Source organism: Bacillus sp. EKM202B, from assembly GCF_011066025.1.
GTDB classification, from domain to species: Bacteria; Bacillota; Bacilli; order Bacillales; family Bacillaceae_G; genus Bacillus_A; species Bacillus_A toyonensis.
In genome coordinates, this window is sequence record NZ_JAAMNK010000014.1 from 108,192 (window position 1) to 131,220 (window position 23,029).

The 23,029-nt window shown below is 36.3% G+C and carries 27 protein-coding genes; 18 read left to right on the plus strand and 9 right to left on the minus strand.

The features are described 5' to 3' along the window. Positions 1 to 48: 48 nt before the first annotated feature. The 7 genes from G9F74_RS17670 to glpD all read left to right on the plus strand — a co-directional run bounded on the left by G9F74_RS17670 (position 49) and on the right by glpD (position 6,449). Positions 49 to 249: a sporulation YhaL family protein gene (locus tag G9F74_RS17670; RefSeq protein ID WP_000404439.1), complete on the plus strand. Its 201-nt coding sequence runs from the start codon at positions 49 to 51 to the stop codon at positions 247 to 249. A gap of 217 nt (positions 250 to 466) precedes the next feature. Further along, positions 467 to 697 (plus strand): hypothetical protein, encoded by a 231-nt coding sequence (locus tag G9F74_RS17675; RefSeq protein WP_001093030.1) that lies wholly within the window; start codon positions 467 to 469, stop codon positions 695 to 697. Positions 698 to 973: 276 nt separating this feature from the next. Then, positions 974 to 1,423, plus strand: a complete 450-nt coding sequence (locus G9F74_RS17680) for a helix-turn-helix domain-containing protein (protein WP_016107969.1) — start codon at positions 974 to 976, stop codon at positions 1,421 to 1,423. Positions 1,424 to 1,520: 97 nt separating this feature from the next. After that, the gene (glpP, locus tag G9F74_RS17685) at positions 1,521 to 2,081 is read left to right on the plus strand and encodes a glycerol uptake operon antiterminator GlpP (protein ID WP_000394289.1); all 561 of its coding nucleotides are present in this window, start codon (positions 1,521 to 1,523) and stop codon (positions 2,079 to 2,081) included. Between the two features lie 227 nt (positions 2,082 to 2,308). Further along, a complete protein-coding gene (gene glpF / locus G9F74_RS17690; RefSeq protein ID WP_016107970.1) occupies positions 2,309 to 3,130 on the plus strand; it encodes a glycerol uptake facilitator protein GlpF in 822 nt (273 codons plus the stop codon). A gap of 12 nt (positions 3,131 to 3,142) precedes the next feature. Continuing rightward, positions 3,143 to 4,633: a glycerol kinase GlpK gene (glpK, locus tag G9F74_RS17695; protein ID WP_000759981.1), complete on the plus strand. Its 1,491-nt coding sequence runs from the start codon at positions 3,143 to 3,145 to the stop codon at positions 4,631 to 4,633. A gap of 133 nt (positions 4,634 to 4,766) precedes the next feature. Beyond that, positions 4,767 to 6,449, plus strand: coding sequence for an aerobic glycerol-3-phosphate dehydrogenase (glpD, locus tag G9F74_RS17700; protein ID WP_000672822.1), 1,683 nt, complete (start codon positions 4,767 to 4,769; stop codon positions 6,447 to 6,449). Between the two features lie 200 nt (positions 6,450 to 6,649). Here the strand turns inward: glpD and G9F74_RS17705 are convergent, their stop codons facing one another. Continuing rightward, the gene (locus G9F74_RS17705) at positions 6,650 to 6,814 is read right to left on the minus strand and encodes a hypothetical protein (protein ID WP_000561154.1); all 165 of its coding nucleotides are present in this window, start codon (positions 6,812 to 6,814) and stop codon (positions 6,650 to 6,652) included. Between the two features lie 310 nt (positions 6,815 to 7,124). Between G9F74_RS17705 and G9F74_RS17710 the strand changes: the two genes are divergently transcribed. The 3 genes from G9F74_RS17710 to G9F74_RS17720 are packed head-to-tail and all read left to right on the plus strand — an operon-like array spanning position 7,125 to position 9,349. Continuing rightward, positions 7,125 to 7,658: a sigma-70 family RNA polymerase sigma factor gene (locus tag G9F74_RS17710; RefSeq protein WP_016107971.1), complete on the plus strand. Its 534-nt coding sequence runs from the start codon at positions 7,125 to 7,127 to the stop codon at positions 7,656 to 7,658. A 4-nt stretch (positions 7,659 to 7,662) separates the two neighbouring features. Beyond that, entirely contained in the window at positions 7,663 to 8,070 is a 408-nt protein-coding gene (locus tag G9F74_RS17715; protein ID WP_000390179.1) for a PadR family transcriptional regulator, read from the plus strand. Between the two features lie 7 nt (positions 8,071 to 8,077). Beyond that, the gene (locus G9F74_RS17720) at positions 8,078 to 9,349 is read left to right on the plus strand and encodes an FtsW/RodA/SpoVE family cell cycle protein (protein WP_016107972.1); all 1,272 of its coding nucleotides are present in this window, start codon (positions 8,078 to 8,080) and stop codon (positions 9,347 to 9,349) included. Between the two features lie 110 nt (positions 9,350 to 9,459). Here G9F74_RS17720 and G9F74_RS17725 read toward each other — a convergent pair whose 3' ends face one another. The 4 genes from G9F74_RS17725 to G9F74_RS17740 form a co-directional block, all read right to left on the minus strand. Beyond that, positions 9,460 to 10,023, minus strand: coding sequence for a hypothetical protein (locus G9F74_RS17725; protein ID WP_016107973.1), 564 nt, complete (start codon positions 10,021 to 10,023; stop codon positions 9,460 to 9,462). 86 nt (positions 10,024 to 10,109) lie between these two features. Further along, on the minus strand, positions 10,110 to 12,443 hold the full coding sequence (helD, locus tag G9F74_RS17730; protein WP_016107974.1) for an RNA polymerase recycling motor HelD: 2,334 nt from the start codon (positions 12,441 to 12,443) through the stop codon (positions 10,110 to 10,112). A 377-nt stretch (positions 12,444 to 12,820) separates the two neighbouring features. Beyond that, positions 12,821 to 13,684, minus strand: coding sequence for a peptidylprolyl isomerase PrsA (gene prsA / locus G9F74_RS17735; protein WP_016107975.1), 864 nt, complete (start codon positions 13,682 to 13,684; stop codon positions 12,821 to 12,823). Positions 13,685 to 14,108: 424 nt separating this feature from the next. After that, the gene (locus tag G9F74_RS17740; RefSeq protein WP_000172690.1) at positions 14,109 to 14,303 is read right to left on the minus strand and encodes a hypothetical protein; all 195 of its coding nucleotides are present in this window, start codon (positions 14,301 to 14,303) and stop codon (positions 14,109 to 14,111) included. A gap of 118 nt (positions 14,304 to 14,421) precedes the next feature. Here G9F74_RS17740 and G9F74_RS17745 point away from each other — a divergent pair, with 118 nt between their 5' ends. Further along, positions 14,422 to 14,757: a DUF1878 family protein gene (locus tag G9F74_RS17745; RefSeq protein ID WP_016107976.1), complete on the plus strand. Its 336-nt coding sequence runs from the start codon at positions 14,422 to 14,424 to the stop codon at positions 14,755 to 14,757. 5 nt (positions 14,758 to 14,762) lie between these two features. Here G9F74_RS17745 and G9F74_RS17750 read toward each other — a convergent pair whose 3' ends face one another. The 3 genes from G9F74_RS17750 to G9F74_RS17760 form a co-directional block, all read right to left on the minus strand. Beyond that, a complete protein-coding gene (locus tag G9F74_RS17750; protein WP_000834919.1) occupies positions 14,763 to 15,320 on the minus strand; it encodes an HTH-type transcriptional regulator Hpr in 558 nt (185 codons plus the stop codon). Positions 15,321 to 15,617: 297 nt separating this feature from the next. Beyond that, positions 15,618 to 15,980, minus strand: a complete 363-nt coding sequence (locus tag G9F74_RS17755; RefSeq protein ID WP_000030306.1) for a YtxH domain-containing protein — start codon at positions 15,978 to 15,980, stop codon at positions 15,618 to 15,620. Between the two features lie 214 nt (positions 15,981 to 16,194). Next, a complete protein-coding gene (locus G9F74_RS17760) occupies positions 16,195 to 16,629 on the minus strand; it encodes an HIT family protein (protein WP_001016840.1) in 435 nt (144 codons plus the stop codon). Positions 16,630 to 17,188: 559 nt separating this feature from the next. Between G9F74_RS17760 and ecsA the strand changes: the two genes are divergently transcribed. Genes ecsA through ecsC form a run of 3 tightly spaced genes read left to right on the plus strand, consistent with a single transcriptional unit; the run spans position 17,189 to position 19,857 of the window. Continuing rightward, entirely contained in the window at positions 17,189 to 17,932 is a 744-nt protein-coding gene (gene ecsA, locus G9F74_RS17765; RefSeq protein WP_001292604.1) for an ABC transporter ATP-binding protein EcsA, read from the plus strand. Beyond that, positions 17,925 to 19,136 (plus strand): ABC transporter permease EcsB, encoded by a 1,212-nt coding sequence (ecsB, locus tag G9F74_RS17770; RefSeq protein WP_001089113.1) that lies wholly within the window; start codon positions 17,925 to 17,927, stop codon positions 19,134 to 19,136. Before ecsA ends, ecsB begins: the two co-directional genes overlap by 8 nt. A 13-nt stretch (positions 19,137 to 19,149) precedes the next feature. After that, entirely contained in the window at positions 19,150 to 19,857 is a 708-nt protein-coding gene (gene ecsC, locus G9F74_RS17775; RefSeq protein WP_000634139.1) for an ecs operon protein EcsC, read from the plus strand. Positions 19,858 to 19,897: 40 nt separating this feature from the next. Here ecsC and G9F74_RS17780 read toward each other — a convergent pair whose 3' ends face one another. Then, the gene (locus tag G9F74_RS17780) at positions 19,898 to 20,041 is read right to left on the minus strand and encodes a YjcZ family sporulation protein (protein WP_079519487.1); all 144 of its coding nucleotides are present in this window, start codon (positions 20,039 to 20,041) and stop codon (positions 19,898 to 19,900) included. Between the two features lie 157 nt (positions 20,042 to 20,198). On the opposite strand from G9F74_RS17780, the gene G9F74_RS17785 reads away from it, so the two are divergent. The 4 genes from G9F74_RS17785 to G9F74_RS17800 all read left to right on the plus strand — a co-directional run bounded on the left by G9F74_RS17785 (position 20,199) and on the right by G9F74_RS17800 (position 22,929). Further along, complete coding sequence (locus tag G9F74_RS17785; RefSeq protein WP_016107977.1) at positions 20,199 to 20,780, plus strand: TetR/AcrR family transcriptional regulator; 582 nt, start codon at positions 20,199 to 20,201, stop codon at positions 20,778 to 20,780. A 2-nt stretch (positions 20,781 to 20,782) separates the two neighbouring features. After that, entirely contained in the window at positions 20,783 to 20,950 is a 168-nt protein-coding gene (locus G9F74_RS17790) for a hypothetical protein (RefSeq protein WP_000783814.1), read from the plus strand. Positions 20,951 to 21,029: 79 nt separating this feature from the next. Next, on the plus strand, positions 21,030 to 21,506 hold the full coding sequence (locus tag G9F74_RS17795; protein ID WP_016107978.1) for a PH domain-containing protein: 477 nt from the start codon (positions 21,030 to 21,032) through the stop codon (positions 21,504 to 21,506). Continuing rightward, positions 21,499 to 22,929, plus strand: coding sequence for a PH domain-containing protein (locus tag G9F74_RS17800; protein WP_000278185.1), 1,431 nt, complete (start codon positions 21,499 to 21,501; stop codon positions 22,927 to 22,929). Before G9F74_RS17795 ends, G9F74_RS17800 begins: the two co-directional genes overlap by 8 nt. Positions 22,930 to 23,029: the final 100 nt, after the last annotated feature.

Genomic DNA, 23,029 nt, shown 5'->3' on the forward strand with positions numbered 1-23,029 from the left:
CATACAGTGAAACTAATAAGGCTTGTCTAAAGAAAGGAATGAAGTGATTTGGAAATTTTACCATGGTGGGTGTATCTTGTAATTGTTGGGATTGTACTAAGTGGCTACATGGTTTTATATACTTCGAAAAAAGAGCAAGAGATGGATAATGAGTTTATTGAAAAAGAAGGCGAAGTATATATGAAACGTTTAGAAGAAGAACGCGAGAAACGTAATCAGGATAGTGATAAAGATTCGGTATTACTTTAATAGAGATTGTAAAGAAGAGGAATATATTTTATTTCTCTTCTTTTTTGTTGTATGAAATATTTGTATAAGAGAAAGTATATGCTTCGTTTATTAGCTGTCATTTTAAAATTGAAGATGTACTAAATAAAAAGGTAATTGATTTATACAAGAGAGTATTTTATATTTTTTTTTTATCTAATATATAATTTTATTAATTTTAAAAAGGATGTGAACTAACATGAATACAAAAAAATTTCAAACCTATGTGGCATTGTCAACAAAAGACTGGAGTGCTGAAACATTTGTAAGAACTCTAGAAGAGATTGTAGCTTCGGCAAAAGAATATGAAAATGATTATATTGAAGTCCATCAAGTATTAGAAATGGTAGTAACAGAAGTTGAAGTTGAGTATGTAATCATTCTAAATCATACGAGAAACTTAGATGATTTGGGGAAATATCTTAAATAATAATTTCTAAATACAGTTTATAAAAAAGGAACGCTTTCTGTTTATTATTCTAAAACAGAGGGCGTGTTTTTATGTTTAGTCCTGTTTTATTGGGATATATTATTGTTCGGGAAATTATTATAGAAGAAAAGTATAAAAAATTTGCATGACATAAAGTGCGCAATAGCTCTATGTTAAGGTGTAACGCATAAGTTGCGTAGGTTATGCAACGATAACTAGCTTTACTCTTCATCATTTATTTGACCATACTAGGCGTAGAGAGGTGATAAACACAGTATGATCTTTAGTGAGCGTTTAAAAGAAGAACGAGAAAAACGGAATTGGTCCCAAAATGATTTGGCTGAAAAACTTCATGTAAGTAGGCAGTCTGTTTCGAAATGGGAAACAGGAAAGAACTATCCGAGCATTGAAATTATTATTCATTTAAGCGATCTGTTCGGTATTACGATTGATGAGTTATTGAGGAGTGATGAAGAGTTGACACAGAAAGTTATTGAAGATAGTAAGCAATTGGCATATCCAAAATGGAAGGTGTTTTTTGATAGTTTATTTATGATGGGCGTATTTTTGTTTGTTACAAAAATCATTGTGTGGATGTTAAATAAGTTTGCAGGAGCGAGCGTTACAATTGTAGCAGACGCACCGTATGTGATGAACTTTCTACCTCTTATATTAATGATTATAGGTGGCGCGGTTTCTGATAAGTTGAAGAAAATATATAAATAGAGGAAAGGTTTGAAAGAAATTCCCTACACTAGCTGTTCTTTTCATATAAATTGTGTACTATAAAGGATAGGATGATATAAAGAAGGGGACATTTAGAATGGAATTTCATGAACAAAAGATTTTGCCAGCAGTGAGGCAAATTAAAGACTTGGAAAAGCTATTACATAGTTCGTATGAATATATTGTTATTTTAGATATTCATGTTGGTCAATTGAAGAGTGTTGTTTCACTCGCGAAGCAACACGGTAAAAAGGTGTTTTTACATGTTGATTTAATCCATGGGTTACAAAGTGATGGGCATGCGACGGAGTTTTTATGCCAAGAATATAAACCGTACGGGTTATTGTCAACAAAGGCGAGCGTAATTATGAAGGCGAAGCAAAAGGGTGTCGTCTCCATTCAACGCATCTTTTTGATTGATTCTAGTGCGATGGAAAAGAGCTGTAATTTGTTAGAAAAGACGAAACCGGATTATATAGAGGTGCTTCCTGGTGCGCTAACGGATGTGATCGCTGAAGTAAAAGAGCGTACAGGTGTACCGATTTTAGCGGGTGGTTTTATTCGTACTGTGGAGGATGTTGAAAGAGCTTTACATGCTGGTGCGACAGCGATTACGACATCGAAAAAAGAATTATGGAAACATTACCAAAAAAAGTGACGAAAATGTGAAAAGATTCTGTTGACACCGCTTTCATTAACGGTTAACATTATAGACAAGTTAATAAACGTGACGGAGAAAAGAAGAGATCCACATTTCATTGTTTCTATATACTTTTATATAGAAGCGTGTAAGCTGTGGATCTTTTTCTTTTGAAAAAAACGAATGGCCATTCATTTTACCTCTATCACATTTGAAAGCATTTAAATTGATTGTGGAGGGATTTTATGTCAGCATTTTTAGGGGAATTAATAGGGACAGCGTTGTTAATCGTACTTGGTGGCGGCGTTTGTGCGGGTGTAAGTTTAAAGAAGTCGTTTGCGAAAGATTCTGGTTGGATTGTAATTACAATGGGCTGGGGCTTAGCAGTAGCGGTTGCAGCGTATGCGGTTGGATCAATTAGTGGGGCACATTTGAATCCAGCTTTAACGATAGGACTAGCATTTAAGGGAGCGTTCCCATGGAGTGACGTACCAGGTTATATCGCAGCACAAATGATTGGGGCAATTATCGGGGCAATTATCGTATATTTACATTACTTACCACATTGGAAAGAAACAGAAGATCCAGGAACAAAGTTAGGCGTATTTGCAACAGGTCCAGCAATTCCGAACACATTTGCAAACCTTTTAAGTGAAATGATTGGAACATTCGTTTTAGTATTTGGTATATTAGCAATTGGAGCAAATAAATTTGCAGATGGATTAAATCCATTTATCGTAGGTTTCTTAATTGTAAGTATTGGTTTATCATTAGGTGGAACAACAGGATACGCAATCAACCCGGCTCGTGATTTAGGTCCGCGTATTGCACACTTCTTCCTTCCGATTGCAGGAAAAGGCGGTTCAAACTGGAAGTATGCATGGATTCCGGTAGTTGGTCCGATGTTAGGTGGATCACTTGCAGGTTTATTCCATCAAGTTGTATTTGAAGGAAAACAAAATTCAGCACTTATTTATGTAATTATTGCAACTGTGGTTGTACTAGCAATCTCATATATGACAAGTAAAAAAAGTGGAAGCACTACAAATAATAGAAAAGTAGCATAGGGGGAAACCGATATGAAAAAATATATTCTTTCATTAGACCAAGGAACAACTAGCTCACGCGCAATTCTTTTCAATAAAGAAGGGAAAATTGTTCATTCAGCTCAAAAAGAATTTACGCAACATTTTCCAAAGCCAGGCTGGGTAGAACATAATGCACAAGAAATTTGGGGATCTATTTTAGCAGTTATCGCAACTTGCTTAAGTGAAGCGGATGTAAAACCAGAGCAAATCGCAGGTATCGGTATTACGAACCAACGTGAAACAGCGGTTGTATGGGATAAAACGACTGGTAAACCAATTTATAACGCAATCGTATGGCAATCTCGTCAAACAATGGAGATTTGTGATGAGTTAAAAGAAAAAGGTTATAGCGAAATGGTTCGTGAAAAAACAGGTCTTTTAATTGACGCATACTTCTCTGGTACGAAAGTAAAATGGATTTTAGATAACGTTGAAGGTGCAAGAGAAAAAGCAGAAAACGGTGAGTTATTATTCGGAACAATTGATACGTGGCTTGTATGGAAACTATCTGGTGGTAAAGCGCACGTAACAGACTACTCAAATGCATCACGTACATTAATGTTTAACATTCACGACTTACAGTGGGATGATGAGCTTCTAGACATGTTAACAGTACCAAAGAGCATGCTTCCTGAAGTACGTCCATCATCTGAAATATATGGTGAAACAATTGATTATCACTTCTTCGGTCAAAATATACCGATTGCAGGTGTAGCTGGTGACCAGCAAGCAGCATTATTTGGACAAGCTTGTTTCGGTGAAGGTATGGCGAAAAATACTTACGGAACTGGTTGCTTCATGTTAATGAACACAGGTGAAAAAGCAGTAGCTTCTGAGCACGGTCTATTAACAACAATTGCATGGGGTTTAGATGGTAAAGTAAACTACGCATTAGAAGGAAGTATTTTCGTAGCAGGTTCTGCAATTCAGTGGTTACGTGACGGAATGCGCATGTTTAAAGATGCAAGTGAGAGTGAAGTGTACGCATCACGCGTTGAATCAACTGATGGTGTATACGTTGTACCAGCATTCGTAGGACTCGGAACACCTTACTGGGATAGTGAAGTACGCGGCGCTATGTTTGGCGTAACACGCGGTACGACGAAAGAGCACTTCATTCGTGCGACGCTAGAATCTTTAGCATACCAAACGAAAGATGTACTTTGTGCAATGGAAGCAGATTCAGGTATCGAACTAAATACATTACGCGTTGATGGCGGAGCAGTTAAGAATAACTTCTTAATGAAGTTCCAAAGTGATATTTTAGAAGTTCCTGTAGAGCGTCCAGTGATCAATGAAACGACAGCTTTAGGTGCAGCATACTTAGCAGGTCTTGCGGTTGGATATTGGAAAAACCAAGATGAAATTAAAGCGCAGTGGCATATGGACAAACGCTTTGAACCAACGATGGAAGCGGAAACAAGCGAAGAGCTATATGCTGGATGGAAAAAAGCAATTGAAGCAACAAAAGCTTTCAAATAATCATAAACAGTGTTATAATGATGACAAGTTAATAATTCGGTAGGAGATTTGGAGAGACCACAACACGCTATAGAGGCGAAATCTATAGCGGAGTTCGTGGTCTCTTTTTTCGTTATCAAAGGGAGGAATTACCATGAAATTTTCAAGTAAACAACGTAAAGACGTATTAAACGGAGTAAATAAACAAGAGTTAGATGTGATCGTAATTGGTGGAGGTATTACTGGTTCTGGTATTGCATTAGATGGGGCAACACGCGGGTTATCAACAATTGTGTTTGAAATGCAGGACTTTGCAGCAGGTACATCAAGTCGTTCTACGAAACTTGTACACGGTGGTCTACGTTATTTAAAACAACTTGAAGTGAAAATGGTAGCAGAGGTGGGGAAAGAGCGTGCGATCGTATATGAGAACGGTCCCCATGTAACAACACCAGAGTGGATGTTACTTCCGTTCCATACAGGCGGTACGTTCGGATCATTCAGTACATCAATTGGTCTTCGTGTATACGACTTCTTAGCAGGTGTAAAACGAAGCGAGCGCAGAAAAATGTTTAACCGTGAAGAAACATTAAACAAAGAGCCTCTTGTGAAAAAAGAAGGATTAAAAGGCGGCGGTTACTACGTAGAATATCGTACAGACGATGCGCGTCTTACAATTGAAGTAATGAAAGAAGCAATTGAGCATGGTGCGAAAGCTGTTAACTACGCAAAAGTAGACAGTTTCTTATATAAAGATGGAAAAGTATGCGGTGTACGTGTAATCGATTTACTAGACGGAGAAGTGTACGAAGTTTACGGTAAGAAAATTGTAAACGCAGCTGGTCCTTGGGTAGATACACTTCGTGAAAAAGATAACTCGAAAAAAGGAAAAGTACTTCAGTTATCAAAAGGTGTTCACTTAGTAATTGATCAAAAACGTTTCCCATTAGGTCAAGCAATTTACTTCGATACACCAGATAAACGTATGGTGTTCGCGATTCCTCGTGGCGGAAAAACATACGTAGGTACAACAGATACGTTCTATGATAAAGATGCAGCTGTACCACACATGACAACAGAAGATCGCACATACATTATTAATGCGATTAACTACATGTTCCCAAGCGTGAAAATTACGGAAAAAGATGTTGAATCAAGCTGGGCTGGTGTACGTCCATTAATTTATGAAGAAGGTAAAAATGCATCTGAAATTTCTCGTAAAGATGAAATTTGGACTTCTGAATCTGGTTTAATTACAATCGCTGGTGGTAAATTAACAGGATACCGCAAAATGGCTGAAATGGTAGTAGACTACGTAACAAACTTACTACAAAAAGAAGGTCATAGTGCATATCCGAAGAGTGACACGAAACATATGCCAATCTCTGGTGGACATGTAGATGGTTCACACGGATTCCAAGCATTCGTTGCGAAAAAAGCAGACGAAGGTACGAAATCTGGTTTAACGAAAGCGCAAGCAGAAGAGTTCGCGAAATTCTACGGCTCTAACGTTGACGTACTATTCGACTTAGCGAAAAAACATAAAGACGAAGCGAAAGAATATAACATGCCGCTTGACGTTCTAATCCCACTTGTATACGCAATGGATTACGAAATGACAGCAAAACCAGTAGACTTCTTCGTACGCCGCAGAGGTGCTGTATTCTTCAACATCCACTGGGTATACGAGTGGAAAGAAGCAGTAATCAACTACATGGCTGCGAAACTAGGCTGGAGCAAAGAAGAGCAAATGAAATACACAGCAGAATTAGAAAAAGCATTAACAGACGCTGTCATTCCTGTAGATCAACAAGAACAAGCAGCTGCGTTAGCGTAAAATAGAAAACCACCTGAAGGGGAGCCTTTAGGTGGTTTTTTTATCTTGACTAAAAATAAATAGAATGTGTTACAATGATGATAGGGTATGTAGTATGAATTTTGCATAAAATAAAAAAGACAGAAGCCTGAGAAACTTCTGCCTTGTGTAACCTAACTTGCTATTGTGGTGGTAGTAGGTGCGGTTATAAGACAATTACATTAACGTTTTAGCCGAGAACCGCCCTTACCTTTTCCACGAAGCAGGGTGGTTCTCGCTTTTTTGTATACAGAAATTAGCCACGGACCGACGTATCTTCTACCGATGACAACGCCAGCTCCGGTTAGGATACCATACACTAATTTAATTACAAACATCGCGATCATATTATCACCTCCCCCCTTTTTTCAAAATGGAAGAGATGATTACCACACCTACTAGTTATAGCGTTAGTAAGTTACTTTTTAATTGTATTATTTTTCAAAATAAGGGACAAGACATATATGTAAAAATAAATGACTCATTCGTGTGTAAAGTGAGGGGGCGATGAGCAAATAAAGATTGATTTTACTCATAGTAAAGAAAAATTAAGAGTTCAAAAAACGGTATGGACATTGCTAACCGTTCTTTTTTTTATGAATGTATAAAACTTTTCCATAGAGTGCGTCGTCTAATATATGGGAAGGAGGAAATAGTGTGGATGAATTAACAGTAGAGATGTTTGAAATAGAAGATAAAGAGGACCTTATCGATGAAATAATGAACAAGTATGGACAAGAAGCCTTACAGCTTGTGTATTCATATGTGAATAATAAAGAGGTTGCGGAGGATTTAACGCAAGATATATTTGTGAAATGCTATAAATCTCTTCATACATATAAAGGGAATTCGAACTTAAAAACATGGTTATGGAGGATTGCAATCAATCATTGTAAGGACTATATAAAAAGTTGGTATAACAAAAGAGTTATCGTTACAGAGGATGACTTTACGTATATGGAGAGTCAAAAAGAAAGTGTGGAACAAACTGTTATTCAAAATGCAGAGGATAGTAGGCTTGCTTCTGCAGTAATGAATTTACCGATAAAATATCGAGAAGTCATTTATCTATTTTATTATGAAGAATTATCAATTAAAGAGATTGCTACGGTAATAGAAGTGAAGGAAAACACGATAAAAACAAGATTGAAAAGAGCTAAGGAACTATTGAAGAAAGGATTGGAGGAATAATCAAATGGAAGATCGATTAAAAGGCTTGCGAAAATCAATGGAGAATACAACTTTTAAACATTTGAGTTTTTCTGATCAGCATCGAAAGCGGGTGCGCGAAAAAATCAATCAATCGTCCGAAAAGGAAGAAGATATCCTTTTAGCAGTGTTGCAACTTCTTATGAATGAAAAAACAGGTTATGAATTGATGCAGTTACTACGTGGGAGAGGAATTCAAAAATTCGAAGGTGATGAAGGATCTCTATACACTTTATTACATCGTCTAGAACAGAATCGCTTTATCCAATCTAGCTGGGATTACGAAGGAGCTAAATATTATCAATTAAATGATAAAGGAAACAAGATGCTGCGAAAGGCTGAGAAGAATGCTACGAAGGCACGATTTATATTAAAAGGATTAGTACAGGAGTGAGAAAAAATTGAATGAAAAAGGGGAGCATTTTTTAAGGGAAGTTACGAACCATATTAAATCAAAAGAAGCCAAGGACTTAGTAGCAGCGGAACTAGATTTTCACTTAAAACAGGCGAAGAATATGTGGGTAGAGAAAGGATTAAGTGAGGAAGTTGCTGAAGATAAGGCTGTTGAGCAAATGGGGAGTCCGATTAAACTTGGCCGGGAACTGAACAAACTGCATAAGCCAAAGGTTGATTGGTTCTTAATTGGTTTATTAGTGGCTGCGATGGGGCTAGGTTTTTTGCCAGTTATAGCTTTTGGATATATGAATGATTTACTAATGGATAAGGTGATATCTGTTGTTCTTGGTATTGCAACAGCGTTAGGAATGATGCTGATTGATTATCGAAAGTTAGAGAGATTAGGATGGTTGTTTTATACAACCGGAGTACTTATCTTGTTAATGCTATACTGCTTTCCGAATGCTGGGATGCTTGGAGAACCGATAATAAAAGTTGGTCCTATTGCAATTGACCGTTTAATGGCAGTGCCGTTCTTTTTTCTAGCTTGGGCTTCTTTTTTCAATAATAGTAGGATAAAAGTAATGCATCTTGTGGCTCTGTATTTATTTTCTTTGTATTTATTCTTAATTGGCGCAGCTTTTTCAGTGATTTTTATTTATATCACGATGGTATTCGTTATGCTTTGGTGGAGTAAGTTAGGGAAGAAAAAGGCATTAATTATTACAATTGTACCAATCTGTTTATTGATTATAGGGGCCTATTTTTCCTGGCCCACAGTAAAAGGAGTTTATTTGGATAGATTTTTAGGGTATTTGAATCCAGAGCGTGATGCACAGGGCGCAGGATTTATGTATATATGTTTAAAAGAGGTAATGTCGTCAGCAGGTTGGTTTGGTACATACGGAGATGTAAAGCTCATCCCTAATCCAGATACTGATTTTGTATTTGCAAGTTTGACTTATTATTATGGATATGTGCTAGCACTGATTCTTTTCTTGATTCTTTCTCTTTTTGTAATAAGGTTAGTGGTCATATCTTATAAAATAAATGACCGGTATGGTAAATTGCTTCTCATTGGAGGCATGACTCTTTTCGTAGTGCAATTCCTTTATAACGTTGGTATGATTTTAGGTTTATTACCGATTACTGCTATATCCTTACCTTTTATTAGTTATGGATTAACACCAACTGTATTTCATGCGCTTTTAATGGGAATCGTACTAAGTGTATATCGACGTAAAGGTATGTCATTTAGAATGAAGAGGACACCTTGATGATGATCAAGGTGTTTTTGTTATATGTAAAAAGAATTCACTATTTTGATTAAGTACAAACGTAAATAGATAGCAAAAGAGGGTTATGATAAATAACCCTCTTTTCGTGTTTAAATAAGTGCACTTGCTTTTATAGAAGTACATAATTCAGAACGAGAGATTGATTCAGCTAGTTGTTGTAAATAGGCGTATTCTTCCGCATCTTTTTCAGAAGTGTTAGGATCCAATAAATGAGAAGAAAGAAGTACATCAATTGTCAGTATATCCGAATCATGAGAAATGATTTTATACCCTGCAAATACAGGGCGTTTTAAATCTTTTACTTTTTGAATCATCTGATGGAAATTCGTAACGCTTATATTGATTTTTGCTAATGGAAAGCATTTTTCGTTAGGATTCTCGATGGTCTTTCTAATTTTATAATCGTATACGTAGTAGTACTTTTCTTGCTGCTCAAGTGCTTGTAATTCCTTCGTTAATAAGTGGTATTTATCTGTAAGTCCAGTTGTGAGTGCATCGTTTTCTTCTCCAACTACTAATGTGAAAGGCCTTGGTGATGAAATTGAAATGGTGCGGACGTTTAAATCAATAAAAGTGGGGTTCAATTGTAAAATGGTATGTAATTTTTCGGTAGGAAACTCACCGTCATAAATAGCAATGAAATAATGATTCATTTTTCCACTCCTTATTTTTTTCTAAAATGATATATTCTATTTTAAAGTTGTAAATCCTGCATAAAAAAGAAACACCTTGATTCGTATCAAGGTGTTGTAATAAGTTCAAAGCTCTCTGAAGCAGCCCCGAGTATAAAAGGACTAACCTCGCCAACGCTATAAAGTTGTAATTCATGCATAGCTCGCGTACAAGCAGTGTAAAACAATCTACGAACGCTCTCATCACTGTACACATCTTTAGAAGCATTATAAATAATAACAGCGTCAAATTCGATACCCTTCGCTAAGTAAGCTGGGATCACGACAATGCCTTGCTCATACTCGGCGGAGTTACTTTTCACGAGTTTAATATTCTCGATATGATTAAGTGCTTCGTAGGCAGCGGCACTTTCAGCTGCGGATTTACATATAATTGCGATTGTATTATGCTGTTGTTTTTGAAGTTCAGCAACTTTGGAAGAAATACAGTCGTGCAGTTCGCTATCATTCGCTACTTTCGTTACTGTAGGCTTCTCACCGTCACGTTCAAATGCGTTAATGTTCTTTCCTTCCGGTACGAGAGCACGTGTAAATTCAATAATCGGTTTTGTGGAACGATAGCTACGAGTTAAGTTGATGCCGTTCGTTTCATCTGGTCCGTATAAGCTAGTAAGTGTATTGAAGTTCACTGTTTCACTCGCATGGGCAAATATTGCTTGGTTAAAGTCTCCGAGCACTGTCATTTTTGCGGCAGGGAAGAGGCGTTTTAAAAACTCGAACTGAAACGGAGAATAATCTTGTGCTTCGTCTACGAGTACGTGTTTAATCGATCTATTCGTTTGGAAGCCTTCAATTAGTTCTTTTAAAAGTAAAAATGGAGTCGCATCCTCGTAATATAATTTTCCTTCATCAAGCATGTTCACAGTTAATGAGCAAATGTCGTCCCATTCTTTCGGCTTTTCTCCAGTAACCCATGATGCATCTGTGAAGAGTTGTTTATATATGCCTGTAAAATTGATGAAACGTAATGTTTGAAGGCCTTTACGAAGCGGCTTCAATTTTTTACGGACAATCATACGTCCAAGTACTTTCGTTTCTTTCTCATAATCATTAAAGGAGTTATCTTCAAACTCGCCTTTTTTCTGTAAGTATTTATAAGCTTTTTGATATTCATCTTTACTAAGTAATTCAATTTCTTCTTCTACCCACGGCTTTTTTAGTTCTGTTTTTTCGATTGCGTCTATTTGTTTGTTTAGCCAATCCGTTAACTTCTCGATTCTATTATGGAAGCGGAGGGAGGAATCCGTATTATAAAATTGCTCTGTAATTTCTTTAGTAGAGGCAATCAATTTCCCTCTAAATTTCATTCCTCTAAATAGCATGCCTGAAGATTCAAGAGATTGTCTGTACGCTCTAATCATCTCGAAAAATTGAGTAGATGCTTTAAATCGAATGCTCGCATTTCTCGTTTTATAAGCAGGGCTATTCGTTTCAGTTAGCATATATTCTAGTTGTTCATAAGGATCTTCAACATCAAACGATTTACTTAGTCTATGGTTTAAATATTCTTGGAATGTGACTTGCTGCATATTTTCTTCGCCGAGTTCTGGCAGTACGTTAGATACGTAACTGTTGAACATAGAGTTAGGGGAGAAGAGAATAATTTGGTCCGCTTTTAGCCATTCGCGATATTTATATAGTAAATAGGCAATACGTTGCAGGGCAGCTGACGTTTTACCACTACCAGCAGCTCCTTGCACGATAAGGAGTCGGCCTTCATCGTGACGAACAATTTCATTTTGCTCGCGCTGAATCGTAGCGACGATACTTTGCATATGTTTATTCGTACCTTTTCCAAGCGCTTGTTGCAGAATTTCATCGCCAATTGTAAGGCTCGTATCGAACATAGAATCAATCTCGCCATTTTGAATAATGTACTGTAATTTTTTCTCCACATTACCGCGAACTACGCCTCCTGGTGTTTTGTATTCAGCTGGTCCTGGTGGATAGTCGTAATAAACGCTCGAAATAGGTGCGCGCCAGTCGTATATGAGGAAGTTTTCTCCGCTAGCATCGGTAAGCGTAGCGACGCCGATATAAATTTCCTCTGCGGCAGGTTCACCTTCTTCTGTAAAATCAATGCGTCCGAAGTAAGGGGCTTTATGCATACGTCTTAGTGCAGCGAGTCGATTGAAAGTGTGCTTATGTGTAATTTGTGTTACAGCAAGGGACTGAGCTTGTTGCCTTAAGTTGATAACTGTTTCAAGATAATCATCAAAAGTATCAGTATTCACTTTCACGTCATCCCAGAAATGTTTACGAATATGGATTACTTCTGCCCGGCGTCTGCCAGTTTCGTTTTCCAGTTTATCAATTTGCTGCGTAATCGTTTCGATTACGGTATCCAATCTTTTTTGCTCTAGATCAAGTTTTTTGTTCATACGGTAGCACTCCTTTAAAAGTGAAAAATAGAGGTTGACTGAAGATGTGTTTTGGTGTACAATTAAGATACGGATAAATACGTTCTTTGCGTTTTATAAAATGTGTTTCTGTACTAATTTAACATAGTTTTTTCATTTAATCAATGATAATAAGATAAACCTTGGTTCCATGCTACGTGGATCAAGGTTTTTTTGTTTTTGTAGAGGGAGTGACGCTTGTTGTCGTTTTTTGTCGGTAAGTCGATATATTTGAAAAATCGCTGATATAATTCATTCAGAGGACCAACTATATAATTTCATTTACCGAATCTGGATATAACTCCCGAGAGAAGAGGGTATACAAAAAGCTCAGGCCTAAGCCCGAGCTTTTTATTTCATTATTTCTTTTCTTCTTTTTTCTCGTCAGCTTTTTTCTCTTCGAAAAGATCTTTCAAATCTTTATCGTCAACTTTTACGTCAGCTTTTTTGATTTCTTTCATCATAAGATCATTCATGAATGCAGCATCTTGTGCTTTCTTTTGAACTAGATCTTTTTTGATATCGCCTTTAACTTCATCAAATGGTTTTTGTTCTTTAATGTCTGTTACTTTAATGATGTGGTAACCGAATTGTGATTTTACAGGTTCGCTTACTTCATCTTTTTTCAGCTTATAAGCAGCATCTTCGAATTCTTTAACCATTTTACCAGCAGTAAAGTAGCCAAGGTCTCCGCCTTTTTCTTTTGAACCAGTATCTTCAGAGTATTGTTTCGCTAACTCTTCGAAAGATTTACCTTGTCCAAGTTCTTCTTTCACCTTTTTCGCAGTAGCTTCATCTTTTACAAGAATGTGGCTTGCTTTAATTTCTGGTTTGTAGTTTTCTTTTAGTTCTTTATCAGTGATCGTTTTCTCGATAGCTTTTTCTTGCGCTAATTGAGCACGCACACCAGTTTTTATAGTTTCTTCTTTAATACCTTGTTGTTTTAATAGTGTATCGAATTGATCACCGTATTGTTTTTTCATTTCATCGAACTTTTTGTCTACATCTTTGTCTTCAACTTTGTAGTTCTTAATAAGTACTTTTTCCATAACCATGTTATTTAGTACTTGTTTACCAGCTTGTGTTTTCATTTGATTGTAGAACTCTTCTTTTGTAATGTCACCAGCTTTAGATGTAACGATTTTGTCTGATGATGATCCTGTTCCACATGCTGATAATGCGATTACACTTGTTGCGGCTAAGGCAAGCATAGCTTTCTTCATTCGATAAACACTCCTACTATTATGTATTTTTAATTTATCCTACACCAATGAACTTAAGTTCATAAGAGCCCGATTAAGTCTCACTGATACTTTTGCTTTTTATATTGTTAAAGCGCGCTTAACAGGGCTTACCGAGGCTGAGGATAAAGTTTTGATGAATGTTATTTGTTCTATAGTATAAGCAATATGTACAAAGTTTAATATATCATATTTCGACTCGTTTTCATATTGATAAAGAAAAATTAACCATATCGTGTCAGATTTTGAAAGTGTGCCATATTGGGCGGATGCCGCATATACAGAATAGAGGAGGGGATGGGGATGAATTCTCAACTTATTTTATTACTTGTACTGTTTATTTTATTGGTTATAGTAGGTATAATTTGCTTATAGAGGAAAAAAGTGAGGAAGGGGCTTTCCTTCCTCACTTTCCATGAAATATAATTTCTATATAACTAGAAATTAATAAAATTGTTATACATACATTAATAACCCGAAAGACACCGGGCTGGCGGCTCGCAGCTATTTGTTTTCGTTCACACAGTGTATGTGTCATGAAATTCGTGTAAAATATAACAAGAAGTGCGAATGCGACAAAAACAACTGTTATAAGTGTCATGAGGCGAGACCTCCTTTTGGCTAAAATACATATACTTTATATATTGTATCATACGATATTTTGTTCGTGTTATAAAATTCAGAAATAGAAGACTTTGTGTTAGAAAGTGAGGGAGAAAATGGACGTTGTTAGAAGATTAGAACAAGCTGAATACTACGTAGACCTACTATTTAAAATGATTGATGAAGAAAAGTGTCCATTTTATTCTTTAATCATAAAGAAAAAAGCCCGTAAAAAAGATATTGAACGTATACTGAAACTTTGTGAAATATTGAACGAACAATATGTAGCGGAGAAAGCAGAAGGCCTTTTATTGTTCGATGCGCTGTTAGATCAATTTGAAAAAGCGCTTCCACATCAGCTCGAAGTAAACGAAACTGCGGAAGCGCTAGCAAAACAAGGTTTATTTAACCCACTTATGAATGAATTCTTACGCATGAGTGCGAAAAAATAAATAGATTATTTCTTAACTAACTTCTGATCGGATTCCGTAAAATTCTCCTCAATATCTTCTAATGATTTCTCAAAAATATCGATGAAGTCTTGTCCGTAAATATTGCGCAAGATAGCAATCAGCTCGATATTTTCTGGGAACTTCCCATAAAAATTACGAAGTGCAAGAGCCCCATTAAACACTGAATTACTTTCAGGGTCATACTCCTCCATTAAGCGAAGTAGTAATTCTTCCCCTTTATCTGTAATTTCAATGTACGTATTTCGTTTATCATCTTCTTTTTTCGAGAATACAAGATAGCCGCGTTCCTCAAGCTTTTTCGAGAAGTTAAACGCCGTTGATACGTGCATAACTCCAAACTTAGCAATCTCAGAAATAGAAGCCCCTTTTAAATGATAAGCGATTGTTAAAATATGATGCTCATTAATATTTAAATCGTAAGGTTTAATCCACATTTGCCAATCTTTCTCTACACATTTCCATAACGCTTTCGATAATTGAGCAATGCGTTGGCTGAAAATCATCGCTTCTTTTACCGAGTAATCTTTTTCTCCACTTTTCATTTACTCACCCACTTTAACATTCTTTTTCATTACTATCTATTATGCCAGTAAAATAAAAATTAATAAAGTCTTTTTGTGAGAATTGTGAAAATTTTTTAAAAAAATGACATTCTATACAAATCATGCATAACTATGGAAGCGGTTTATGAGTCGTGAGTACATGTGTTGTCCTTACATGTTAACGGCTAACATATATTGTAAATGCATAAAAACACGGCATATCTATGTGATATGCCGTGTTAAGGTCAATTTATATAAAAAATATTTGTTATATGCAAAAACTAAGCAGGAATTTGTTTACGCTTTTTCTGGAACAGCTTCTTGTAGTTTCTCAATTGACTTTTGAATGTCCAAAATTTCTTTTTCAATATGGCGCTTGTTTTGAGAAATATCTTGTTTCCAGTTAGAAAGCGTGTCTTGCATGTCGTCTTTTAATTCTTGAAACACTTCTTTACCTTCTGAAGCAGTTTCAACGATTTGACGCTTTAATAACTTTGTATCAGCTGTAATATCAGCTAAAGTCTTTTTAATATCATTTCCTTTTTCTTTTAACTTGCCGCGCATGGCTTTGCCAGAAGAAGGAGTAGAGAAAAGAACTGCTAATCCAGCAACTGCTCCGCCGCAAAGGACACCTGTAATAAAGGATTTAGCTTTTGACATAAAAAGAGACCTCCTTATTTTTCGTTCGTATTCATGATGTGAAATAGTATGCATATCTTTAAAACAAGAGAAAGAAAAGAGAACTTTTCCTTCTTGTAAGTGCGCTATGCACAGAAAAGTATACCCCGGTATATGGAGTGAAGAAACAAGCCTTGCAATATGTAATTACTTCGGGGAATTGGCTTGTTATGTATTACGTCTTCTTATAGTGTCACTATTTCACACTATTTGCAATTGTGCTTGCGATGTTTTGTAAATTTTCCATTGTATATTCATTTTGGTGTGATTTCCAAACGGCACCGAAACCATCGTTTTCACCGTAGCGTGGAATTAAATGAAGGTGGAAGTGGAACACAGTTTGTCCAGCTTTTTCACCGTTATTGTTAAGTAGGTTAAAGCCAACTGGATTAAACTCTGCCTTAATCGCATTTGCGATTTTTGGAACGACAGAAAAAATGTGTGATGCGATTTCTGGCGTTAACGCAAAAATGTCTTGTTTGTGAACTTTCGGAATAACAAGAGTATGTCCTTTTGTTACTTGACTAATATCTAAAAATGCAAGCACATGTTCATCTTCGTATACTTTTGAGCAAGGGATTTGCCCGTCAATGATTTTACAAAAAATACAATTGTCTGCTGTATGATTCATTGATCTCATCCTTTCAAATATCCTTAGCCGTATTTTACCATAATTACATAAGAGAACAAACACGAAAAACAGGAAGCTGAGTCAGCTTCCTGTTTTCTGAAGAGGGATTGAAAAAGCATTATCGTAATTTACGTTTCGCAGACACCCCATTTATTTAAGAAATGCATGGTAAATCGGCTAAAGTTTCTGCCGTAGACACCCCATTTTCAAGTGAAATGAATTGCAATCTTTTTAAAATGAAATTGTTTATTTTTTAAAACAGTATATGCTCTTTCGGAGACACCCCGTTTCGAAAATGAAACAAATAATCTGGTTATGTGTAAATTTCATTGTCCAACATGGACACCCCATTTCATGATGACTTCACTATGTTGTTATACTCATCAATTGGTGGTTGCTTTTTCAATGTGTTCCTTCTTCACTAATTATGATGTCCGCTTTCGTAAAAATATATGCTAACAAATTTAAATTTTTTTTGAACACATCGATACTATGTAGTACAGCGCAATTTTTGGTAAGATGAATATAGAATGAATACTAATGAAGAAAGTGGTGTCGTATGAGCGAGTTATTGCGTGTAGAAAATGTTACAGGAGGATATACGAAACGACCTGTATTAAAAGACGTTTCGTTCTCTGTTAATAAAGGCGAACTTGTCGGCTTAATCGGTTTAAATGGGGCTGGTAAAAGTACGACGATTAAACATATTATCGGTTTAATGGAACCGAAAAAAGGAACTGTCACAATTAATGGGAAAACAATTCGTGATGATATGACAGCGTACCGTTCTAGCTTTTCATTCATTCCAGAAACACCGGTATTATATGATGAGCTAACGCTAGAAGAGCATTTGAAATTAACAGCGATGGCGTACGGTGTCGATGAAAAACAGTACGAAGAACGTGTAGGACAACTATTACAAGAATTTCGTATGAAAAATCGTTTAAAATGGTTTCCATCTCATTTCTCAAAAGGGATGAAACAAAAGGTAATGATTATGAGTGCATTTTTAGTGGAGCCATCTCTTTACATAGTAGACGAACCTTTCGTTGGACTGGATCCGTTAGCAATTCAATCTCTACTTCAAATGATGGATCAAATGAAAAAGAGCGGCGCAGGTATTTTAATGAGTACACATATTTTAGCGACGGCAGAACGTTATTGTGATTCGTTCATTATTTTACATCAAGGCGAAGTAAGAGCGATGGGAACATTATCTGAACTGCAATCACAGTTTAATATGCCAGGTGCAACGTTAGATGATATTTATATTGCCTTAACAAAGGAAGAAGATTATGAATAGTACAGCATTATGGAAAGAACGATTTCGTCACTTTCTAAAAGAAGTTCGTACATATAGTAAATACGTATTTAACGATCATTTGAAATTTATTTTCGTGTTTATCATCGGTGCGGGAGCGTATTATTACCAACAATGGTTACAAACGTTAACACCTTCGTTTCCAACTGCGCTCGTGATGGCAGTGTTAATTGGACTAGTTTTAACAGCTGGATCAATGCAAACGTTATTAAAAGAAGCAGACCTTGTTTACTTACTGCCAGTTGAAGAGAAGCTAAAGCCTTACTTCACAAAGGCCTTTCTCTTTACGTTTATGATTCAGTTATACATAATCGCAATCGTAGCAGCTGCGCTTGCCCCGTTATACTTCCAGCAAATGAAGCAAACAGGAGCGGCTTACATATGGATTGTAATCGCGTTTGTTATTGTGAAAGCTTGGAATTTATTTATAGCGTGGGAAAAGTCCTTTTTAACAGATCAAAATGTACAAAAGGCGGATTGGTTCATACGTTTTATCTTAAACGGTTTATTTGTATATTTCCTTGTAGAACGTACTTCAGTTCTTTTTATTGGCGGAATTGTTCTATTCATGGTGTTATACCTTGCTATCATGCATCAAATGGTGAAAGGGAAGCCACTGAACTGGGAGTATTTAATTTCTGAAGAAGGTAAAAAGATGATGTTACTGTACCGCATTGCGAATATGTTCGTTGATGTACCAGCATTAAAAGAGAGAGTATCCCGCAAGAAATGGCTTGATTTCATTCTTTCGATAATCGGCGAAAAGCGTACATATTTATACTTATATACGAGAACATTTTTAAGATCAGGTAACTATTTTGGATTATATGTGCGTTTGCTCGCTCTTGGAGGAGTTATTCTTTACTTCATTCCATTTTTATATGGACGATTCATCGTGAGTTTTATCTTCCTATACTTAATCGGCTATCAGCTATTAACTTTATGGAAACATCACCGCATGAAAATTTGGCTTGATTTGTATCCAGTAAAGGTAGATGAAAAGAAGAAAGATTTTCTTACTTTATTAAACGCGATTCTAATCATCGGGAGCGTAATCTTTACAGTTATATTTGCACTAGCAACGAAAGATTTCATGATGACAGGAATTTTACTTATCGTAAGCATATTATTTAGTATCGGTTTCGTTTACCAATACGGGGCGAAGCGCATTGAGCGTTTAAATTGAAAGGAATGAACCTATGATTACATATGAAGAGAAGGTTATAAAAGAATTGGAGCAGTGGAAAGCTACATTCATGAAAGATTCTTCTATGATGACACGGTTCTCCAAAAAAGTGCAGACGAAAGTACAACAGCTCATTCCGGCGAAAGTACAAAAGGTGTTAACAGAGACGATTCGTATGATGGTGCAAACGATCAGCGCCGGATCAAACTTTATAAAGCCGAAATTAAAAGAGACGACATGGTCACTGCAAAGACGTGACGATGAAGTACGCAAAAAAATGGATGAGTACAAAAAAATAGCAGCGGCGGAAGGGGCTGGGACTGGAGCTGGTGGTATTCTCCTTGGCCTTGCTGACTTTCCGCTTTTACTCGGCATTAAAATTAAATTTTTATTCGATGCAGCAACGTTGTACGGATTTGATACGAGTAACAAAGAAGAGCGCCTTTTTATCCTTCACGTTTTCCAACTCGCCTTTTCAAGTGATGATCATCGAAAAGAAATATGGAAAGCCATCGAAACGTGGGATACAGAAGAAGAAAATCATATGGACTGGGAAAAGTTCCAAACAGAGTACCGAGACTATATCGATTTAGCAAAAATGCTTCAGCTCGTACCGATAATCGGTGCCCCGGTCGGCGCATATGCGAACTATCAATTACTGCAAAGACTTGGAGAAGTGACGATGAATTGTTATCGTATGCGATTGTTGAATAGGGATTAAAAAGAAGGCGTCCTACATGTGTAATGTAGGACGCCTTTTCTTAGAAGCCAAGTCCACTATAGCTAGCTCCAACTATAATTAATACGATAAAGAGTACAATGATGAATGGAAATCCGCTCTTACCAGCTTGTCCAGCTTCACCGCCGCCAGTTCCGCCGCTACCGCCTTTACCACCAAGTCCCATATGAACATCCTCCTTATTGTTATATATTGCTTTTACTTTATGTTTTTCTACATTTACCAATAACCCCCCTTCTAAAGTGCTAACTAACTTGAAAATCATTTCGTTTCATTTTATAATTTACTTACCGACCGGTAAGTAAAAACAAGTGAGGTACAGTATGACAAAGAATTTACAAACATCGCAGAACATTGTAGAGGCGTCATTTAAACTTATGGCAGAGCACGGTATTGAGAAAATGAGCCTTTCCATGATTGCGAAAGAGGTAGGTATTTCAAAACCGGCCATTTACTATCATTTTTCTTCTAAAGAAGCGTTAGTAGATTTTTTATTTGAAGAAATTTTTTCTGGGTATCATTTCTCTTCTTACTTCGATAAAGATCAATATACGAAAGAAAATTTTGCAAAAAAGTTAATTGCAGATGGTTTACATATGTTGTCTGAGTATGAAGGACAGGAAGGTATATTACGCGTCATAAATGAATTTATCGTAACTGCGGCGCGAAATGAGAAGTATCAGAAACGTTTATTTGAAATACAAGAAGAGTTTTTAAATGGATTTCATGATTTATTAAAGCAAGGTGTAGAACTTGGTATGGCGTCACAACATGCAACAGAAGAGAATGCTCATACGTTAGCGCTCGTTATCGATAATATGAGCAACTACATGCTCATGGGATTCCAGTTAAAGTATAAAGAAATTTGGATTCGAAATGTGAAAAACGTCATAAAGGAGGAATAAAAGTGAAAATGCAAAAAAACTGGTGGCTCGGTTTTCTTGGATTCATTGGAGTGTATAAAATTCCAGGTATGATAGAGGCTTTTCAGGCGGATGGAAGTTGGCTGAAGTTAATCGGTTTCATTTGGTTACTTTGGTTCGGATATTTTATTCCAGAGAAGAAAGATAATTAAATTTCAATTTTCTGTAAAGTTATGTAAAATATAGATTAAGAGTATTCATATATTAGATTACTAGATTTGGAGTGGTTACATGGATCCATTGAAAAATGAAATTCACCCTGACATGGTCAAGGTGTGGAAAACGCGTTCCTTAATTGAGTTAGGAATTAGTATTATCGTCATTTTGGCATATCTTTTCTTTATGATTAAGTTTAATTGGTGGGCTTGGATTTTTTATGTGCTCATCGGATTAACAATTGTATATACGCCGTTTGATTACCTTACATTCCCGAAATTGCGTCAACGTTACTATAGCTACCAACTAAATGAAGAAGAACTTGAAATTCAGCACGGTCTTTTCGTCGTAAAACGTGTATTAGTACCGATGATTCGTGTGCAGCACGTTACGATTGAACAAGGGCCAATTATGAGGAAATACGGATTAGCAGAATTACACATTTCAACAGCGGCGACTTCTCATAGTATCCCAGGCTTAACGATGTATGAGGCAGAAATGTTGAAAACGAAAATCGCAGAATTAGCGAAAGTGAGTGATGAGGATGTATAAGAGGCAGCATCCAATCACGATGTTATTAGAATTAAAAATAACAGATTTTATACCATTTATTATTTTTCTTTTTAGTTTAAAAGGAAAGTTTCCATTTTGGTATTTAGTTCCTATCGGTTTTGCGGTAATCACGATTGTTTCAGCTATCGTAGGCTGGTACTACAAAGTATATTGGGTCGAAAATAACGTATTACATATTAAAGAAGGGCTCTTTGTGAAGAAGGAGAGCTACTTAAATAAAGAACGTGTTCAAACGATTAATACAAGTTCAGGCATGCTGTACCAAGTGTTAGGACTAAAGAAAATTAAAATTGAAACAGCTGGCGGAGGAAATGAGCCGGAAGTTAGTTTAGCTGGTATTACGGTAGAAGAGGCAACAAAGCTTATTACAATGTTAAATGAGCCAACCTCGGTAGTAAAAGTAGAAGAAACATCAGAAGAAGTAGTACGAAAAGAAATTATTACAGAGGAAAAACAAACGACAGAGTACAAGTTAACGTGGAAAGAGATTTTAATAGCGTCTATTACATCTGGTCAATTTGGATTATTATTCTCTTTAATATTTTTCGTTTATAACCAAGTGGACGAGTACATTCCGAGATGGATCAAAAATAGCGTAGAGTCTTATGTTATGGATCATGATATATATGGCTGGATTTACATGGTAGCTATTTTACTTGTCGTTTCTTGGATTATATCTACAATTGGATATGCGTTAAAACATGGGGATTTCACAGTCAATCGAAAAAATGATGAAGTCCGTATTTCGCAAGGATTACTTGAGAAAAAAGAACTCGTATTAAAGTTACACCGCATTCAAGGTATTACGATAAAAGAAGGTATATTACGCCAACCATTCGGTTATTGTGCTGTGCAAGTAGAAGTCATTCAAAGTGAAGGAAAAGAAGAAAAAGTTACGCTACATCCTATCATTCGAAAAGATCGCGTGCAACAGTTACTCACCCATTTACAATTACCATACGAACTGAATACAAACATTATTTCATTACCAAAAGCAGCATTGCGTCGCTATCTCATTGATAGTTTTATCTTCTTCGCCATGCTAGCAATCCCGCTGACGGGAATCAGCATATACTTTGAAAAGTATTACATCATGTGGGCATTATTACCGCTCGCGATCCTCATCTTTACACTTGGATACGCAACATTTAAAACAAATGGTTACGGTGTAAACGGAGAACAAATTACAATTGTGTATCGTAGTATTGGAAAATATACAGGACTTGTCAGAAGAAGACACGTCCAATCAATGGAGAAGACACAATCATATTTCCAGCGCCGCGTAGACTTATGTACGTATAAGTTTTCTAGTGCATCATCGAATTATAAATTAGAGCATACGAGAGTAGAAGATGCAGAGAGAATGCAGGATTGGTATAAGAAGAGAATAAGTGAGGATTAGTTTAAAAAGGCTTGCCTAGTATGTGGAGTGAACCCTGAGAATGAGACGATAAAAAACACCTCTCTAAATCGTAAGTATCAGTTATGATTTTAATGGAGGT

Excerpts from the sequence above, each read along its gene's own strand:
- G9F74_RS17675 (WP_001093030.1), top strand. The coding sequence starts at position 467 with ATGAATACAAAAAAATTTCAAACCTATGTGGCATTGTCAACAAAAGAC.
- G9F74_RS17680 (WP_016107969.1), top strand. The coding sequence starts at position 974 with ATGATCTTTAGTGAGCGTTTAAAAGAAGAACGAGAAAAACGGAATTGG.
- glpP (WP_000394289.1), top strand. The coding sequence starts at position 1,521 with ATGGAATTTCATGAACAAAAGATTTTGCCAGCAGTGAGGCAAATTAAA.
- glpF (WP_016107970.1), top strand. The coding sequence starts at position 2,309 with ATGTCAGCATTTTTAGGGGAATTAATAGGGACAGCGTTGTTAATCGTA.
- glpK (WP_000759981.1), top strand. The coding sequence starts at position 3,143 with ATGAAAAAATATATTCTTTCATTAGACCAAGGAACAACTAGCTCACGC.
- glpD (WP_000672822.1), top strand. The coding sequence starts at position 4,767 with ATGAAATTTTCAAGTAAACAACGTAAAGACGTATTAAACGGAGTAAAT.
- G9F74_RS17705 (WP_000561154.1), bottom strand. The coding sequence starts at position 6,814 with ATGATCGCGATGTTTGTAATTAAATTAGTGTATGGTATCCTAACCGGA.
- G9F74_RS17715 (WP_000390179.1), top strand. The coding sequence starts at position 7,663 with ATGGAAGATCGATTAAAAGGCTTGCGAAAATCAATGGAGAATACAACT.
- G9F74_RS17725 (WP_016107973.1), bottom strand. The coding sequence starts at position 10,023 with ATGAATCATTATTTCATTGCTATTTATGACGGTGAGTTTCCTACCGAA.
- helD (WP_016107974.1), bottom strand. The coding sequence starts at position 12,443 with ATGAACAAAAAACTTGATCTAGAGCAAAAAAGATTGGATACCGTAATC.
- prsA (WP_016107975.1), bottom strand. The coding sequence starts at position 13,684 with ATGAAGAAAGCTATGCTTGCCTTAGCCGCAACAAGTGTAATCGCATTA.
- G9F74_RS17740 (WP_000172690.1), bottom strand. The coding sequence starts at position 14,303 with ATGACACTTATAACAGTTGTTTTTGTCGCATTCGCACTTCTTGTTATA.
- G9F74_RS17745 (WP_016107976.1), top strand. The coding sequence starts at position 14,422 with ATGGACGTTGTTAGAAGATTAGAACAAGCTGAATACTACGTAGACCTA.
- G9F74_RS17750 (WP_000834919.1), bottom strand. The coding sequence starts at position 15,320 with ATGAAAAGTGGAGAAAAAGATTACTCGGTAAAAGAAGCGATGATTTTC.
- G9F74_RS17755 (WP_000030306.1), bottom strand. The coding sequence starts at position 15,980 with ATGTCAAAAGCTAAATCCTTTATTACAGGTGTCCTTTGCGGCGGAGCA.
- G9F74_RS17760 (WP_001016840.1), bottom strand. The coding sequence starts at position 16,629 with ATGAATCATACAGCAGACAATTGTATTTTTTGTAAAATCATTGACGGG.
- ecsA (WP_001292604.1), top strand. The coding sequence starts at position 17,189 with ATGAGCGAGTTATTGCGTGTAGAAAATGTTACAGGAGGATATACGAAA.
- ecsB (WP_001089113.1), top strand. The coding sequence starts at position 17,925 with ATGAATAGTACAGCATTATGGAAAGAACGATTTCGTCACTTTCTAAAA.
- ecsC (WP_000634139.1), top strand. The coding sequence starts at position 19,150 with ATGATTACATATGAAGAGAAGGTTATAAAAGAATTGGAGCAGTGGAAA.
- G9F74_RS17780 (WP_079519487.1), bottom strand. The coding sequence starts at position 20,041 with ATGGGACTTGGTGGTAAAGGCGGTAGCGGCGGAACTGGCGGCGGTGAA.
- G9F74_RS17785 (WP_016107977.1), top strand. The coding sequence starts at position 20,199 with ATGACAAAGAATTTACAAACATCGCAGAACATTGTAGAGGCGTCATTT.
- G9F74_RS17795 (WP_016107978.1), top strand. The coding sequence starts at position 21,030 with ATGGATCCATTGAAAAATGAAATTCACCCTGACATGGTCAAGGTGTGG.
- G9F74_RS17800 (WP_000278185.1), top strand. The coding sequence starts at position 21,499 with ATGTATAAGAGGCAGCATCCAATCACGATGTTATTAGAATTAAAAATA.